At 73.2% G+C, this 15,549-nt stretch carries 17 protein-coding genes; 7 read left to right on the top strand and 10 right to left on the bottom strand.

The annotated features are described in order from the left end of the window. Positions 1–84 precede the first annotated feature (84 nt). Both ABZ622_RS40180 and ABZ622_RS40175 read right to left on the bottom strand, forming a co-directional pair. Positions 85–747 carry a response regulator transcription factor gene (locus tag ABZ622_RS40180; protein WP_024488613.1) on the bottom strand — a complete coding sequence of 221 codons (663 nt, stop codon included), beginning with the start codon at positions 745–747 and terminating at the stop codon, positions 85–87. Between the two features lie 255 nt (positions 748–1,002). Further along, positions 1,003–1,662, bottom strand: a complete 660-nt coding sequence (locus ABZ622_RS40175; protein ID WP_360552028.1) for a DUF3000 domain-containing protein — start codon at positions 1,660–1,662, stop codon at positions 1,003–1,005. Between the two features lie 149 nt (positions 1,663–1,811). Between ABZ622_RS40175 and hemE the strand changes: the two genes are divergently transcribed. Further along, the gene (gene hemE / locus ABZ622_RS40170; protein WP_360552038.1) at positions 1,812–2,864 is read left to right on the top strand and encodes a uroporphyrinogen decarboxylase; all 1,053 of its coding nucleotides are present in this window, start codon (positions 1,812–1,814) and stop codon (positions 2,862–2,864) included. 21 nt (positions 2,865–2,885) lie between these two features. Here the strand turns inward: hemE and ABZ622_RS40165 are convergent, their stop codons facing one another. Both ABZ622_RS40165 and ABZ622_RS40160 read right to left on the bottom strand, forming a co-directional pair. Beyond that, entirely contained in the window at positions 2,886–4,271 is a 1,386-nt protein-coding gene (locus ABZ622_RS40165; RefSeq protein WP_360552026.1) for an FAD-dependent oxidoreductase, read from the bottom strand. A gap of 50 nt (positions 4,272–4,321) precedes the next feature. Continuing rightward, positions 4,322–5,296 (bottom strand): DUF4349 domain-containing protein, encoded by a 975-nt coding sequence (locus tag ABZ622_RS40160; RefSeq protein ID WP_360552024.1) that lies wholly within the window; start codon positions 5,294–5,296, stop codon positions 4,322–4,324. Between the two features lie 126 nt (positions 5,297–5,422). On the opposite strand from ABZ622_RS40160, the gene hemG reads away from it, so the two are divergent. Both hemG and hemQ read left to right on the top strand, forming a co-directional pair. After that, positions 5,423–6,910 (top strand): protoporphyrinogen oxidase, encoded by a 1,488-nt coding sequence (hemG, locus tag ABZ622_RS40155; protein ID WP_360552022.1) that lies wholly within the window; start codon positions 5,423–5,425, stop codon positions 6,908–6,910. 4 nt (positions 6,911–6,914) lie between these two features. After that, entirely contained in the window at positions 6,915–7,643 is a 729-nt protein-coding gene (gene hemQ / locus ABZ622_RS40150; protein ID WP_360552020.1) for a hydrogen peroxide-dependent heme synthase, read from the top strand. Between the two features lie 180 nt (positions 7,644–7,823). Here hemQ and ABZ622_RS40145 read toward each other — a convergent pair whose 3' ends face one another. The 4 genes from ABZ622_RS40145 to ABZ622_RS40130 all read right to left on the bottom strand — a co-directional run bounded on the left by ABZ622_RS40145 (position 7,824) and on the right by ABZ622_RS40130 (position 11,933). Beyond that, positions 7,824–8,618, bottom strand: coding sequence for a TIGR04222 domain-containing membrane protein (locus tag ABZ622_RS40145; RefSeq protein WP_360552018.1), 795 nt, complete (start codon positions 8,616–8,618; stop codon positions 7,824–7,826). A gap of 89 nt (positions 8,619–8,707) precedes the next feature. Further along, a complete protein-coding gene (locus ABZ622_RS40140) occupies positions 8,708–9,763 on the bottom strand; it encodes a TIGR04222 domain-containing membrane protein (RefSeq protein ID WP_360552016.1) in 1,056 nt (351 codons plus the stop codon). 5 nt (positions 9,764–9,768) lie between these two features. Further along, positions 9,769–11,070 carry a DUF692 domain-containing protein gene (locus ABZ622_RS40135; protein WP_360552014.1) on the bottom strand — a complete coding sequence of 434 codons (1,302 nt, stop codon included), beginning with the start codon at positions 11,068–11,070 and terminating at the stop codon, positions 9,769–9,771. Between the two features lie 113 nt (positions 11,071–11,183). Beyond that, a complete protein-coding gene (locus ABZ622_RS40130; RefSeq protein WP_360552012.1) occupies positions 11,184–11,933 on the bottom strand; it encodes a peptidyl-tRNA hydrolase in 750 nt (249 codons plus the stop codon). A gap of 72 nt (positions 11,934–12,005) precedes the next feature. On the opposite strand from ABZ622_RS40130, the gene ABZ622_RS40125 reads away from it, so the two are divergent. From ABZ622_RS40125 to ABZ622_RS40110, 4 genes are read left to right on the top strand one after another with little or no spacing between them, the layout of a single operon-like run. Then, entirely contained in the window at positions 12,006–12,680 is a 675-nt protein-coding gene (locus tag ABZ622_RS40125) for an AIM24 family protein (protein ID WP_360552010.1), read from the top strand. Then, positions 12,677–13,582, top strand: coding sequence for an ATP-binding cassette domain-containing protein (locus ABZ622_RS40120; RefSeq protein ID WP_360552036.1), 906 nt, complete (start codon positions 12,677–12,679; stop codon positions 13,580–13,582). The genes ABZ622_RS40125 and ABZ622_RS40120 overlap by 4 nt, the downstream gene beginning before the upstream one ends. After that, positions 13,579–14,247 (top strand): ABC transporter, encoded by a 669-nt coding sequence (locus ABZ622_RS40115; RefSeq protein ID WP_360552008.1) that lies wholly within the window; start codon positions 13,579–13,581, stop codon positions 14,245–14,247. The genes ABZ622_RS40120 and ABZ622_RS40115 overlap by 4 nt, the downstream gene beginning before the upstream one ends. Positions 14,248–14,255: 8 nt before the next feature. Further along, positions 14,256–14,453 (top strand): hypothetical protein, encoded by a 198-nt coding sequence (locus ABZ622_RS40110; protein WP_360552034.1) that lies wholly within the window; start codon positions 14,256–14,258, stop codon positions 14,451–14,453. 19 nt (positions 14,454–14,472) lie between these two features. Here ABZ622_RS40110 and ABZ622_RS40105 read toward each other — a convergent pair whose 3' ends face one another. Further along, the gene (locus ABZ622_RS40105) at positions 14,473–15,333 is read right to left on the bottom strand and encodes a polysaccharide deacetylase family protein (protein ID WP_360552032.1); all 861 of its coding nucleotides are present in this window, start codon (positions 15,331–15,333) and stop codon (positions 14,473–14,475) included. A 29-nt stretch (positions 15,334–15,362) separates the two neighbouring features. Continuing rightward, positions 15,363–15,545: an FAD-dependent monooxygenase gene (locus ABZ622_RS40100; protein WP_360552030.1), complete on the bottom strand. Its 183-nt coding sequence runs from the start codon at positions 15,543–15,545 to the stop codon at positions 15,363–15,365. Positions 15,546–15,549: the final 4 nt, after the last annotated feature.

Below are 15,549 nucleotides of genomic sequence, written 5' to 3'. Positions count from 1 at the left end.
CGTCGACGGAACGTTCCGTCGACGGGCGCCGATGAATGCAAACCAGCCGGTCCGTGCCTGCGTGGACCCGCCGGGGTGCGGGCGTCAGTGGATGATTCCCGTTCGCAGGGCGACGGCGACCATTCCGGCGCGGTCTCCGGTGCCGAGCTTGCGGGCGATTCGGGCCAGGTGGCTCTTGACGGTCAGTGCGGACAGGCCCATCGAGACGCCGATGGCCTTGTTGGACTGGCCCTCGGCGACCAGCCGGAGGACCTCGACCTCGCGGCCGGACAGTTCGCGGTAGCCGCCCGGGTGGCTCGGGGTGCCGGGGGGCCGGCGGTGCATACGGGCGGCGTTGGCGCCGATGGGGGCGACGCCGGGACGGGTGGGGTGGCCGATATTGGTACGTGTGCCGGTGACTACATAGCCCTTCACGCCGCCCGCGAGGGCGTTGCGCACGGCGCCGATGTCATCGGCGGCGGAGAGGGCGAGGCCGTTCGGCCAGCCGGCTGCTCGGGTCTCGGACAACAGGGTCAGCCCGGAACCGTCGGGCAGGTGGACGTCGGCTACGCAGATGTCGCGCGGGTTGCCGACGCGGGGACGAGCCTCCGCGATGGACGACGCCTCGATGACGTCACGTACTCCGAGTGCCCACAGATGGCGGGTGACGGTGGAACGGACGCGCGGGTCGGCCACGACGACCATGGCCGTCGGCTTGTTCGGGCGGTAGGCGACCAGGCTTGCGGGCTGCTCTAGGAGAACGGACACCAGGCCTCCTGGCGAGTGGACGGGACGGGCCGGCTCGGGGATGAAGCCGGGGCGAACCGTGCTTGAAGGGTCATTGACCTCTTCGGCAACAGACCCGTGCTCCTTTAGGGGAAGATCACGATTTGGTGAGTAACAATTCGGGCAAATCGGACGCGTGATCGATTGTACGAAAAGAACGCCGGTAACCGTGCGCGAAATATGACGCACAGTTACCGGCGAGGGTAGAGTTTCGGCCAGAGAATTCAGAGCAGAAGATCAGGAAACCTGCGGACCGCGCCGCTGCGGGAGCGTCACCACCGCCGCGTCGGTGGGGCCCGACGGCGGCAGGCCGGCGATCTGGCACAGCAGGTCGCCCCACGCCATGAGATGCGCCGCCGTGTCCGGCACTCCGCCGCGGCCCTCCCGCGGCGTCCACGACGCCCGGATCTCGATCTGGGTCGCCGGGCGTCTCGCGCCCAGCGCACCGAAGTAGTGCGACCCCGCCCGGGTCACCGTGCCGCCCGCCTCCCCGTACGCGAGACCGCGCGCCTCCAGCGCACCGGTCAGCCAGGACCAGCACACCTCCGGCAGCAGCGGATCGGAGGCCATCTCCGGCTCCAGCTCGGCCCGCACCAGCGTCACCAGGCGGAAAGTGCCCTGCCAGGCGTCGTGCCCGGCCGGGTCGTGGAGCAGCACCAGGCGGCCGTCGGCGAGATCGTCCTCGCCGTCGACGACCGCCGCCTCCAGCGCGTACGCGTACGGAGCGAGCCGCTTGGGCGGCCTCGTCGACTCCACCTCCAGCTCGGGGCGGAGCCGCGCGGAGTGCAACGCGTCCACCGCCGACCGGAACGCGGGCGGGACGGAACCACCCTCCTCGCTGTCCTTGCTGTCAGCGCCATCGGTTTGATCGGAGAACTGTCCCTGAGCCGGAGCCATGCGGGGAAGAGTAGGCGGAACCGGCGCTTCGCGCAGGGAGGGACACCCTGGCGGGCTCGGCGGCTTGTCACCGCGTCCGTGATCGGGGAGAGGGCGAGGCCGCCACGGCTTCGTGCGAAGATTCCGGTGTGAGTGCCAACGACCGCCCCATGGGCCAGCAGACGAAGACCTCCGCCACCCATGAGTCGGCGTTCCTGAAGGCGTGCCGGCGCGAGCCCGTTCCGCACACGCCGGTCTGGTTCATGCGCCAGGCCGGGCGTTCGCTGCCGGAGTACCTGAAGGTGCGCGAGGGCATCGGGATGCTCGACTCCTGCATGATGCCGGAGCTGGCCGCCGAGATCACGATGCAGCCCGTCCGCCGCCACAAGGTCGACGCCGCCGTCTACTTCAGCGACATCGTCGTCCCCCTCAAGGCCATCGGGATCGACCTCGACATCAAGCCCGGCGTCGGCCCGGTCATCGCCGAGCCGATCCGTACCCGCGCCGACCTGGCCCGGCTGCGCGACCTCACGCCCGAGGACGTCGGCTACGTCACCGAGGCCATCGGCCTGCTCACCGCCGAACTGGGCGCCACCCCCCTGATCGGATTCGCCGGGGCGCCGTTCACCCTCGCCAGCTACCTCGTGGAGGGCGGCCCGTCCCGCAACCACGAGCACACCAAGGCCCTGATGTACGGCGACCCGCAGCTCTGGGCGGACCTGCTCGACCGGCTCGCCGAGATCACCGGCGCCTTCCTCAAGGTGCAGATCGAGGCGGGCGCCTCGGCCGTCCAGCTCTTCGACTCCTGGGTGGGCGCACTGGCCCCCGCCGACTACCGCCGTTCGGTGCTGCCCGCGTCGGCGAAGGTCTTCGACGCCGTCGCCCCGTACGACGTCCCGCGCATCCACTTCGGCGTCGGCACCGGCGAACTCCTCGGCCTGATGGGCGAGGCGGGCGCGGATGTCGTCGGCGTCGACTGGCGGGTCCCGCTGGACGAGGCCGCGCGCCGGGTCGGCCCCGGAAAGGCGCTCCAGGGCAACCTCGACCCCGCGGTGCTGTTCGCCCCGACGGCGACCGTGGAGGAGAAGACCCAGGAAGTGCTGGACGCGGCCGCCGGTCTCGAAGGCCACGTCTTCAACCTGGGCCACGGCGTGATGCCGACGATGGACCCGGACGCGCTGACCCGGCTCGTCGAGTACGTGCACACCAGCACCGAACGCTGACCCGGCGGCGGGCGGGCGGGCCTAGGCGGTGCCCGCCCGCCGTACCGCCGCCACCGCCTTGCGGGCCGCCACCAGAACCGGATCCCAGACCGGCGAGAACGGCGGGGCGTAACCCAGGTCCAGGGCGGTCATCTGCTCCACCGTCATCCCGGCCGTGAGCGCGACCGCCGCGATGTCCACCCGCTTGGCCGCCCCGTCCCGGCCCACGATCTGCACCCCGAGCAGCCGGCCCGTGCGGTACTCCGCGAGCATCTTCACCGTCATCGGCCGCGCCCCCGGGTAGTAGCCCGCCCGGCCCGTCGACTCGATCGTCGCCGTGACGTACCGCAGACCCACCGCGCGGGCGTCCTTCTCGCGCAGACCGGTACGGGCGATCTCCAGGTCGCACACCTTGCTCACCGCCGTGCCGACCACCCCCGGGAACGTCCCGTAGCCGCCGCCGACGTTGGACCCGATGATCTGGCCGTGCTTGTTGGCGTGGGTGCCCAGCGCGATGTGGCGGGTGCGGCCCGCCACCAGGTCGAGGACCTCCACGCAGTCGCCACCCGCCCAGATGTTGTCGTGCCCGACGACCCGCATCGAAAGATCGGTCAGCAGCCCGCCGTGCGGGCCGAGCGGCAGCCCGACGGCACGGGCCAGCGTCGTCTCCGGCTCCACGCCGATCCCGAGCACCACCACGTCCGCCGGGTAGGAGGCGTCGCCGGTGGCGACCGCGTGGACCCGGCCGTCCGAGCCGGTGCGGATCGCGGTGACCTCGGACCGGTTGACCGTGGTGATGCCCAGGCCGTCCATCGCGTCGTGGACCAGCCGCCCCATGTCGGGGTCGAGCGTCGCCATCGGCTGCTCGCCGCGGTTGAGCACGGTCACCTCGAAGCCGTGCTTCAGCATGGCCTCCGCCATCTCCACGCCGATGTAGCCCGCCCCGACGACGACCGCCCGCCTGCTGCCCGGCGCCCGGTCCAGGGACTCCAGCAGCGCCTGACCGTCGTCCAGGGTCTGCACCCCGTGCACCCCGGGCGCGTCCATGCCGGGCAGCGCCGGACGCACCGGCCGGGCACCCGTCGCGATCACCAGCTTGTCGAAGCCCGTCCAGTACGACTCGCCGGAGCCCAGGTCCAGCGCCCGCACCCGCTGCCCGGCGACGTCGATCTCCGTGACCTCGGTACGCATCCTGAGGTCGATGTCGCGGGCCCGGTGCTCCTCGGGCGAACGCGCGACGAGGTCGTCCCGCTCCGCGACGTCGCCGCCGACCCAGTACGGGATGCCGCAGGCTGAGTACGAGGTGAAATTGCCCCGCTCGAACGCGACGATGCTCAGCTCGTCGGGGCCCTTGAGCCTGCGGGCCTGGGACGCGGCGGACATGCCCGCCGCGTCACCACCGATGACCACCAGTCGCTCCGCCGTCATGCCTGGTCCCTTCGACACCCGGGGTCCGTCCCCAGTCCGAAGGGACCACGCTACGACGCCGGGGGAGCGGGCGAGGACCCGCCCGGCCGGGGCGTCCGCGGCGCACGGCGTCCGGGCAGCCGGCGGCGCACCGGCCGCCACAGCAGCAGGAGCACGGCCGCCGCGGCCAGGAACGGGGCCGCGGCACCCACCGCCATCGCCAGCCACAGCAGCGCCGTCACGAACGCGTGCCAGCCGCCGCCGAGCGCGTCCAGGAACCCGGGCCCGTCGTCGTCGCCGTCCTTCGCCGCCGTCTCCGGCTCGGTGAGTTCGAGGGTGATCGTGGCGAGCGTGGTGCGGTCCTTCAGCGACGCCTGCTGGGCGAGCAGCGACTCCAGGGACGCCTGACGGCTGCTCAACTCGCCCTCCAGCGTGACCACGTCGCTGAGCTGCTGGGCCCGGTCCATCAGCTTCCGTACCCGCGCCACACTCGCCCGCTGGGTGGCGATCCGGCTCTCCACGTCGACCACCTCGTCGGTGACGTCCTTCGCGGACGAGGTGCGCGACAGCAGCTTTCCGGTGCCCGCGAGCCGCTTCAGCACCGCCTCGTACTCGCCCTGCGGAACGCGCAGTACGAGATGTGACATGTCATGTGTGCCGTCGACCCGCTCGGTCTTCTCGTCGGTCACCAGACCGCCCGAACCCTCCGCGGCGGAACGGGCGGCCGCGGCCGCCCTCGGCACGTTCCGCACCTCCACCGAGAGCGAGGCGGTACGGACGACATGGGCGCCGGCGGGCAGCGCGTCGGACTTCTTCCGCTGCGACGCCGAGCCGTCCGTTCCCTGCTCCGGCCGGCCGACCGCCGCGTCGGCGGCGCCCCGCTCCGGAGCGCCGATCGCCTTCTTGCCGTCACCGGAACTCGCGTCGCTCGCACTGTCCGAGGCGCCGCAGCCGCTCAGTGCGAGCAGCCCGGCCACGAGGCCGGCCGCCAGGACCAGCCGCGGACGACGGACCGATGAACGGCCAGGACGCCGGTTTCTCTGCATGAATGCCCCCCGGGGCGGGTCGTCGATGGTGCCGGTTCGACGTGCCGGCCCCGGGCAGCGGTTGCCGAATACCGGTTTCGAAGCAGTCACGTTCAGGACTCGGACCGGGTTTGAGAGAGTGGGGGCATGCAGCGTTCAATAAACCGCGCGGACCCGGACACCGGACACGTCGTCGTCATCGGCGGAGGCATCGCCGGTCTCGCCGCCGCCCACCGGCTCCTCGGGACCGGCCTGCGGGTCACCCTGCTGGAGGCCACCGAGCGGCTCGGCGGCAAGCTCATGACCGGCGAGATCGCCGGCACCCAGGTCGACCTCGGCGCCGAGTCGATGCTCGCCCGGCGCCCCGAGGGCGTCGGCCTGGCACGCGATGTCGGACTCGGCGACCGCCTCCAGCCGCCCGCCACGGCCACCGCGTCGGTCTGGACGCGCGACGCCCTGCGCCCCATGCCCAAGGGCCATGTGATGGGCGTCCCCGGCGACGCGGCGGCGCTCGGCGGACTACTCACCCCCGAGGGCCTCGCCCGCATCGCGCAGGAACGCGACCTCACCCCGACCCCCGTCGGCGACGACGTCGCCGTCGGCGCGTACGTCGCCGACCGGCTCGGCCGCGAGGTCGTCGACCGGCTCGTCGAGCCGCTGCTCGGCGGTGTGTACGCGGGCGACGCCTACCGGATCTCGATGCGCGCCGCCGTACCGCAGCTCTTCGAGGCGGCGCGGGAGGGCGGCTCGCTGCTCGACGGCGTCCGGCGCATCCAGGAACGGGCCGCCGCCCGGCAGCAGACCGGACCGGTCTTCCAGGGCATCGAAGGCGGCATCGGCACCCTGCCCGCAGCGGTCGCCGACGCCGTGCGCGCGGGTGGCGGGGAGATCCTCACCGCCACCCCCGTCCTCGGCCTGACCCGTACCGCCGAGGGCTGGGACGTCCGCACGGACACCCGGGTCGTCCACGCCGACGGCATCGTGCTCGCCGCCCCCGCCTGGTCCGCCTCCACGCTGCTCGCCGCCGAGTCCCCGGCGGCCTCCGCCGAGCTCGCCGGGGTCGAGTACGCGTCGATGGCGCTCGTCACCATGGCCTTCCGCCGCTCCGACATCGCCGCCACCACCGCACTGGACGGCCGCTCCGGCTTCCTCGTCCCCCCGGTCGACGGCCGCACCATCAAGGCGTCCACCTTCTCCTCCCACAAGTGGAACTGGTTCGCCGAATCCGCCCCGGACCTCTTCGTCCTGCGGACCTCCGTCGGCCGCTACGGCGAGGAGGACCACATCCACCGCGAGGACGCCGAGCTGGTCGACGTGTCGCTGCGCGACCTCGCCCAGGCCACCGGCCTGGCCGCGAAGCCGGTCGACACCGAGGTCACCCGGTGGATCGGCGGACTGCCCCAGTACCCCGTGGGCCACCTGTCACGGGTCGCCCGGATCCGCGACGAGGTCGCCAGACTGCCCGCACTGCGGGTCTGCGGAGCGGTCTACGACGGCGTCGGCATCCCCGCGTGCATCGCCAGTGCCCACCGCGCCGCGGACGAGATCGCGGCCGACGTCACCGGCGGTTCCGGGGAAGAGATCATCGCCACGTCGACCCTGGTTAAGGGCACACGGAGCGAGGCGGGACAATAGCCGTATGAGTGCGCCTGAGACTGTGAAATCAAGCAAGGGCCCCAACGCGGGTAAGAAGGCCAAGGACCTCAACGAGGTCATCCGCTACACGCTGTGGTCCGTCTTCAAGCTGCGCGACGTCCTGCCCGCGGACCGGGCCGGCTACGCCGACGAGGTCCAGGAGCTGTTCGACCAGCTCGCGGCCAAGGACATCACCGTCCGCGGCACCTATGACCTCTCCGGCCTGCGGGCCGACGCCGACGTCATGATCTGGTGGCACGCCGAGACGGCGGACGAGCTCCAGGAGGCGTACAACCTCTTCCGGCGCACCAGGCTGGGCCTGGCGCTGGAGCCGGTCTGGTCGAACATGGCGCTGCACCGCCCCGCCGAGTTCAACAAGTCCCACATCCCGGCGTTCCTGGCCGACGAGACGCCGCGCAACTACATCAGCGTGTACCCCTTCGTGCGCTCCTACGACTGGTACCTGCTGCCCGACGAGGACCGCCGTCGCATGCTCGCGGACCACGGCAAGATGGCGCGCGGCTACCCCGACGTCCGGGCCAACACCGTCGCCTCCTTCTCGCTCGGCGACTACGAGTGGATCCTTGCCTTCGAGGCCGACGAGCTCCACCGCATCGTCGACCTGATGCGTCATCTGCGGGCCTCCGAGGCGCGGATGCACGTCCGCGAAGAGGTCCCGTTCTACACGGGGCGCAGGAAGTCGGTTGCAGACCTGGTGGCCGGGCTCGCGTAGCGAGCGGGCTCCGACCACCCCGACCCGGAAGATCAGACGGCGGGCACCGGCGCGTCACGCGCTGCCCGTCGTTCCAGCGACACCGGGTCCGGCTCCGGGTGCGGCGCGCGTCCAGCGCGCCGCACCGGCGTCCCTTCGCAGCACCTCATCGACGCACCACCCCGCGGCGGACCGGCCGGGCTACCCGAGCGGACCTCCCGGACCGCCGCCGAGCGCGGCCCGCAGCGCCGGATCGTCCACGGCGCGCACCCCACGCACCGCGATCGCCGCCAGCACATCACGGGGCGCCCCGGCGTCCGGCACATCGTTCGCGGCGAGCAGCCGCTGACCGGCGGGCGACGCCCACGAGCTGTACGGATGGACCTCCATCCGGGCTATGACCAGACAGCCGACGGTCAGCGCGAGCGGCAGCCCGAACCACACCAGCAGCGACATCACCGGCCCGCCGGGGCCGTGCTCCTGACCGGGCATCAGCAGCGTGACCGCCCCCGTCGCGACCACCAGCAGAGCCGCGCCGCGCACCGCGCGCACCGCTGCCGCGACCTCGCCACCGCCCGGCAGCGCCAGACCCGCGGCGACCAGCCGGTCGGCCAGGGCGCGTACGGCGTCGGCGCCGGCCGCGGCCGTCCGTACCGGCGGTATCGGGGACTGGCCCTGCGGCCCTATCGCACGGATCACCGTGCGCTCCATCTCGTCGCGGCCCTCCGGGTCGAGAACCGTCACCCAGCCGGTGTGCGCGAGCAGCAGCCGTCGGCGCAGATGCATGGCCGCCAGCACCAGATCGGCCACCCGGTGGGGGCCGCCGGCCAGGAACGCGGTCTCGTACAGGGTCAGTTCATGACCGGCGGCGATGCTCTCCACGTCATCGGCGGACGCGCCGGACAGCAGTCCCGCGCGGGCCGAGACGAGGCAGAGCTGGACGCACGAGACGGTTGCCGCACCCCATGCGACCAGCAGAAACAGAACCCAGAGCATGGCGGCTTTCTATGCGAGGGGGGCATGGAAAGCCATGGCCTGTTCATCATGCGGACGGGCAGGGCCTGTCCGGCGGCGCCGGAATCGCCCTAACTGCCACAACTGGACCCGCCACCACAGCTGGAGCCGCCGCTGGAGCAACTGGAACCGCTGCTGCCACCGCAGCCGGAGCCGCTCGAACCGCCGCAGCCGGACCCCGAACCACAACTCGACCCGGAACTGCACCCGCCCCCGCCGCCTCCGCCGCTGCCCCCGTCGCCGGAGCTCCCGCAACTGCCGTGACCGGGGCTCGTACCCGCACACCACACCACCGGCGCGAGCAGCAGGGCGGAGGAACCCGTGGACGCCGCCGCCGCCGACGCCGCCGTGGTCGCCCGCCGCCCGGCCGCCCGCCCCTGCGGCCGCATCCGGGCCGCCGCGATCAGCTGCGCCTGGAGCACCGGGTCGGGGAGTGCCCGCAGCCCGTGCGTGGCCACCAGGCGGGCCGGGTCCGGGTCGTACGCGTGAGCGGCGCGGTAGGCCTCGGCGGCCCGGCGCCCCGACCTGGTGACGCGTCCCCGGGCGACCCCGGCGCAGATGAAACCGGTGAACAGGCCGAGGACCAGGGCCGGGAGCACCTTGAGGACGAACGGTACGGGGGAGCCCGGGGACAGTTCGTCGGACAGGGACTGGGCCACGGTCGCCGCGACGGTCAGCGGCACGGCCAGTACGCAGACCAGCCCCTGGGCGATGCCCCAGCGGCGCCACGTCCGGCTCGCGGCGGGCGCGGCCAGCAGACCGCGGGCCGCGAGCCCGTCGCCGACCTCCTGCACCGCCGGGTGCCGCATCACCGCCTCGCGCAGGGTGTGCAGCGCCCCGCTGGGAGCCGTGGCGTGCTCCTGGAGCACCGCGCGCTCCACCGGGTCATGGGCTTCGGCCCGCTGGACGGCGACGATTCCGGGGCCGCCGACCGCGAGCCGGCCGTCCGCCTGCATCGCGGTGAGCGCGGTGTCCACGACCCTGCCCGGACCGCCGTTGAGGAAGGCGACCTCGTGGAGGTCGTGGACGGTGCCGCCGGTGCCGCCACGGGCCCGCGAGAGCCCCACGATCAGGAGCACGGAGGAGACCACGACCCCGAGGTCCGCCAGCAGTGCGACGGTGTTCATTCCGTTCACCTTCCGATCAGGGCCGCGCGGGCGGCTCGTACCAGCCGGGTCGTGCGGCGCGGCGGGTGCGCACCGGCCCGGTCCTGCCACCAGTGGGTCAGCCGGCGCCGGGCCGCGGCGTCGGCGGGCCGGCCCGCGATCAGCATCTGCTCGGCGAAGTCCAGCGCGTCGCGCCGGTATCCGCCGGACATCGGGCGGGACGTGGCGTACGAGAGAAAGGCGTCCCGGTAGCCGCCGCCCAGGATCTCCGGCAGCTCGGGCGCCACCTTGGCGACGACCCCGGCCCGCTTGGCGGCCAGGGCGCGGCTCTGGACCCCGAGGCGCTCCCGCTCGAAGCCCCGTGGGGTGGGCCCGCCGGCGACGAGCGCGGAGAGCAGCGCGGTCTGGTCCACCGCGAGCCGGTCGCGCGTGGCGTCGGAGGGCGTCGACGCCCCCGCCCGCGCGGACGGGCGGGCGACGCGAGGGGCCGGCCGCTTCGCGTCCCCCGACGCCCCGTCCAAGGTGGCGCGGATCATGTCCAGTTCGCCCGCCAGCTCCGGAGCCGGCGGGAAGTCGTCGTCGCGCTCCAGCAGGACGCCGGGCGGGTCGACCCGGGAGCGGAGCTCGGCCAGGACGTCGAGGACGGGACCGGTGACCGGGTGGGCGTGGGTGTCGTGCCACACGCCGTCCTTCTCGACACCGCCCGCCACATGCACGTACGCGATGGCCTCCACCGGCAGCTCGTCGAGCGCGGTGGCCGGGTCCTCGCCGAGGTTGACGTGGTTGGTGTGCAGATTGGCCACGTCGATCAGCAGCCGTACCCCGGTGCGCTCGACCAGCTCCGCCAGGAACTGCCCCTCGGTCAGCTCCTCGCCGGGCCAGGAGATCAGCGCCGCGATGTTCTCCACGGCCAGCGGCACCGGCAGCGAGTCCTGCGCGATGCGTACGTTCTCGCAGAGCACGTCCAGCGCGTCCCGGGTCCGCGGGACGGGCAGCAGATGGCCGGCCTCCAGACCCGGCGAGGAGACGCGCGGCCCCCCGGCCCGTACGAACGCGATGTGCTCGGTCACCAGCGGCGCGGAGAGCAGCTCGGCGCGGGCGGCGAGATCCGCGAGCCGGCCCGGGTCGGGGCGGTCGGCACCGCCGAGCCCCAGCGAGACCCCGTGCGGCACGACCGTGACACCGCGCTCCCTCAGCCGTACCAGCGAATCGGGCAGATGACCGGTGCAGATGTTCTCCGCGACCGCCTCCACCCAGTCGATCCCGGGCAGCGCCTCGACGGCGTCCGCGATCTCCGGCCGCCAGCCGATCCCGATTCCCAGCTTCATGCCGTCCCCCTCCTCCGCTCCGTGCAGGGCTCATGGCCCCTCGGGGCGATGGCGAATCCGAAGAGGAGGACGTTCAGAGCTCGATTTGAGGTTCCCGGCCCCGGTCCCGGCGCTCAGCCGCGCCGCAGTGCCGGATGGTCGGCGACCACCGTGCACGACCCGGGGGCGATCTCGGTGAACCCGGCGTCCCGCACCACCGGAAGCCCGCTCACCGTGAGTTCCCGCCAGCTCCCCGCCCGCGCGGTGGCGACCGAGAGCGGGAAGCCCGCCTCGCGCCACGCCTTGCGCTCCGTGTCCGACAGCTCCCACCAGGCGAGCTGCGCGCCGTGCCCGGCCTGCGCCATCGCCTTGCCCGCCGACATGTCCAGCTCCGGGTTGAGCCACAGCACCGGAGCCGAGCGATCGGGCGCGGCCGGCGGCTCGGCGTCGTCCAGATCCGTCCCCGACACCTGGAGCTTCGCCAGTTCCTTGGGCCAGCCGTCCAGCGGCACCGGCGGGAAGACCCGCACCTCGGCGCTCTCACCGGCGACCGTGATGCCCGGCAGTGCCGACGCCTTGCGCCACTCCGCGCCGCGCGCCCGCCGCACCACCTTGCGGATCCGGGCGTCCTGCCAGTCCCGCATCACCCGCGCCCACTCGCCCTCGCCCACCGAGCGCTCGTCGGAGAGCATCACCAGCACCGCGCGGGCCGCGGTCCGCAACGCGTCGGTACGGGCCGGGGGAGCGGCCTTCTCGATGTGCACGACCAACGGCAGTACGTACTGCGGCGCCTCGTCGCGGCTCGTCGGCTCCGACCTGAACGGGCTGTCCGCCGCGGGCGAACGGGGAGTGGACGGGGACGCGGGAATGTCATTGCTGCTCACCCGGTCCAGTCTGCCAGCCGCCCGACCCGGGTTTCTTGGCGGAATGGAACGCTCCGGGTGAGGATGCACCGCATGAAGAGCGATCTCTTTTCCAGTGAGAACCTGGCACAGCAGGCGACGGCCCCCGGGATGACCCTGCAGAACGCCAAATCCATCAAATACGCCGTCAACGGCGAGATGCACGCCCGCCAGGGAGCGATGATCGCCTTCCGCGGCGATCTGCAGTTCGAGCGCAAGGGCCAGGGCATAGGCGGCATGCTGAAGCGCGCCGTCACCGGCGAGGGACTGCCGCTGATGGCGGTCCGCGGCCAGGGCGAGGCATGGTTCGCGCACGAGGCCGCCAACTGCTTCATCGTGGAGATGGAGCACGGCGACGTCCTCACGATCAACGGCCGCAACGTGCTCTGCTTCGACCCCACGATCTCCTACGAGATCAAGACCGTGAAGGGCGCCGGGATGACCGGCGGCGGGCTCTTCAACAGCGTCTTCACCGGCTACGGCAAGCTCGGCCTGATGTGCGAGGGCCACCCCATCGTGATTCCCGTCACGCCGCAGCAGCCGGTCTGCGTCGACACGGACGCGGTGGTCGGCTGGAGCGCCAACCTGACCACGTCGCTGCACCGTTCGCAGAGCGTCGGCTCGATGATCCGCGGCGGTTCCGGTGAGGCCGTCCAACTGCGGCTGGACGGCGAGGGATTCGTCATCGTGCGGCCCAGCGAGGCCAGGCCCGAGAAGACGGCCAACTGAGGCTGGACGGGGTCGGTCGCCGATACGGGTTCGGCGGCCCGTGGGTGCTGCGTGGGGTGGACCTCGACCTGCCCACGCACACCCTGATCCGGATCGAGGGGGCCAACGGCACCGGCAAGTCGACCCTGCTGCGGCTGCTCGCCGGGATCGACGCCCCGACGGAGGGCCGGATCACCGGCCGCAGGGCACGCACCGCCTACGTCCCCGAGCGCTTCCCGGCCGCGTTGCCGTTCACCGCCGCCGGGTACCTCGTCCACCTCGGCCGCATCCACGGCCTGCGGACCTCCGAGGCGGCGGACCGCGCCCGGTCCTGGCTGGCCCGCTTCGGGGCCGCCGGCCACGCCCGTACACCACTGCCGGAACTCTCCAAGGGCACCGGTCAGAAGGTCGCCGTCGCCCAGGCGCTCCTCGCCGAGCCGGAGCTGCTGATCCTGGACGAGGCCTGGACCGGGCTCGACACGGCGGCCCGCGACGAGCTGGACCGGGCGGTGGCCGAACGGGTCGCGGCCGGCGCCACCGTCGTCTTCGTCGACCACGACCCGCGCAGGCTCGCCGGGTCGGCCGACGCCGTGTTCCGGGTCGAGGGCAACACCCTCCTCGCCGCACCCGCGGCACCCGCCACCGGGACCGGCCACCGGATACGGATCGAGGCGGCGGGCCCACCCGGCGCCGCGCTCCCCGCCGGACTGCCGGGCGCTCCGGAACACACCCCCGCGCCCGACGGAGGCGTACGGCTCACCGTCGCGGCCGCGCACTCCGACGCACTGCTGCGCACCCTGCTCACCGCCCACCCGCCCTGGCACATCCGGCAAGTGGCCACCGCACCCGCCCACGTCGAGAGCCCCGGTCCGCACCGGTCCGCCACGGACCCGTGCGACCACCCGACCCCCGAGGCACCATGACCGCCCTCCTGCGCTACCAGACCGCCCTGCTGGTCCGCTCCCAGCGCTGGCTCGCCCCGGTCCTGCTGTACGCGGCCTTCATCGGCATCGGAGTGCAGGGGGGACAGCCCGTCCTCGACTCGCTCGGCTACACCGCCGCCGGGCTCCTGCCCGTCACCGCCTGGCTCGTACAGCTCTGTGCCGACCAGGAGCCGCCCGCCGCCCGCACCGTCACCGCCGCGGCGGCGGGACCGGCGAGGGCGCATCTGGCGGCGCTGCTCGCCGGGCTCGGCTGCGCCGGGCTGCTGGGCGCGGCCGCCACCCTGGTCGTGCTGCTGATCAGCAAGCCGGCCGGTGCCGGCCATTCCGTCCGGGTGCCGCTGCTGCCCGCCGGGGTCGCGGGGCTGCTCGCCGTCGCCTGCTGTGCGCTGCTGGGGGCGGTGATCGGCGCGCTCTGCACCCGGCCGCTGCTGCACCGGCGCGGCTGGTCCGTCGCCGCCACCGTGCTCCTCGCGACGGCGGCCCTGGTGACCGGCGGTTCGCCCGCGAACACCGCCGTGACCGGCCTGGTCACCGGGTCGCGGACCGGCGCCGTTCATCTGCCCGTCCTGCCGCTCGTCGCCGTCACCGCCCTTGCCGTCGCGGCGGCCGCGCTCGTCGGCAAGGTGGCTTCCCTGCGCGCCTGAGTAGGCTTCTGCGCAAGGAAGAGGCGTACTGCGGTGCGTCCACCGCATCCACCGGGACCACCGGGACGGAGACCGCCGCAGGGCCCCCGTACGCCGAGTGCGTGCTCTGCCGGAAGCCGACCGAGTACCCGGAGTCGGTCAAGGGCATCACCCTCTGCCCGGTCTGCGAATGGCAGGAGGCCCAGCGCACGGCGTGCTCCGGCTGAGCGGGACACGGGGCCGCGGTCAGTGCTGCGCGGCCCGGATCAGGTCGGAGACCTTCACGAAGCGGTACCCGCGCTCGCGCAGCTCCGGGACGATCCGCTCGACCGCCTCGTCGGTGACCGGCGCCGCGCTGAGGGTGCAGTGCATGACGACCAGCGACCCCGGCCTCACCCCGTCCAGCACCTGCTCGGCCACCGCGTCCGGGTCCGTCGCGAAGGCGTCGCCGCTGATGACGTCCCACTGGACCGCCGTCACCTTCTCGGGCGCGAGCGCGCGCAGCGAGGCATCGTCGTAGCAGCCGCCGGGGAAGCGGAAGTACGGCACCGTATTGCGCACTCCGGCCTTCCGGAACGAGGCGGAGGCCCGCGCCACGTCGGCGCGCATGCCGTCCTTCGCCACGGTCGGCAGTCCGTAGCAGGGGGACTTGAAGGCGTAGTGGCTGTACGAGTGGTTGCCGACCTCGAAGAGCGGATCGGCGCCGATGGACCTGGCCTGCGCCGGGTACTCGTCGGCCCACCGCCCCGTCATGAAGACCGTCGCAGGCACCTTCGACCGGCGCAGCAGATCGATGAGTCCGGGATTGTCGAAATGCTCGCCGGCCGCCGCGCGCGGCCCCTCGTCGGCCGTCATGTCGGCGTCGAAGGTCAGCGCCACCACGTTCTCGCCGGCCTTCACCCCGCGCTCGAAGACCGGCGTCCGCGCGCCGGGGCCCGGAGCCAGCGTGGGAGGCGCCGCCGAGGCCGCGTGCGACGGGGCGTGGGCCGCGACGGGTGTACGCCCGGCGGCCGGGGGGCCGTCGGCAGGCGTGCCGCCGGGGCCCCCACAGCCGGCGAGGCTGCCGAGCACCACACCGAGAACGGTCAGAGCCGTCGATTTCCGCACAGAATGAGTCACCAGCGGAAAGTATCTGCTTATCCGACCAATGAGTGGATATGGGGCTGCGCTCGGCCGGAGTCGCCCCCGGATTCACCCGGCCCGTCGAGTCGGCCGGTCCGCCCCCGCCGACTAAGCGCCTCGCGCACCGCACTCCGCGTTCCGTCCGCGCCGACCAGATAGCCGGCTCGCAGGGTTGTGTCGTGCTGTGCGGCGCGCACCGAG

This window comes from Streptomyces sp. NPDC007164 (assembly GCF_040634135.1).
GTDB classification, from domain to species: Bacteria; Actinomycetota; Actinomycetes; order Streptomycetales; family Streptomycetaceae; genus Streptomyces; species Streptomyces sanglieri.
This window is presented reverse-complemented; position numbering and strand designations above follow the sequence as displayed.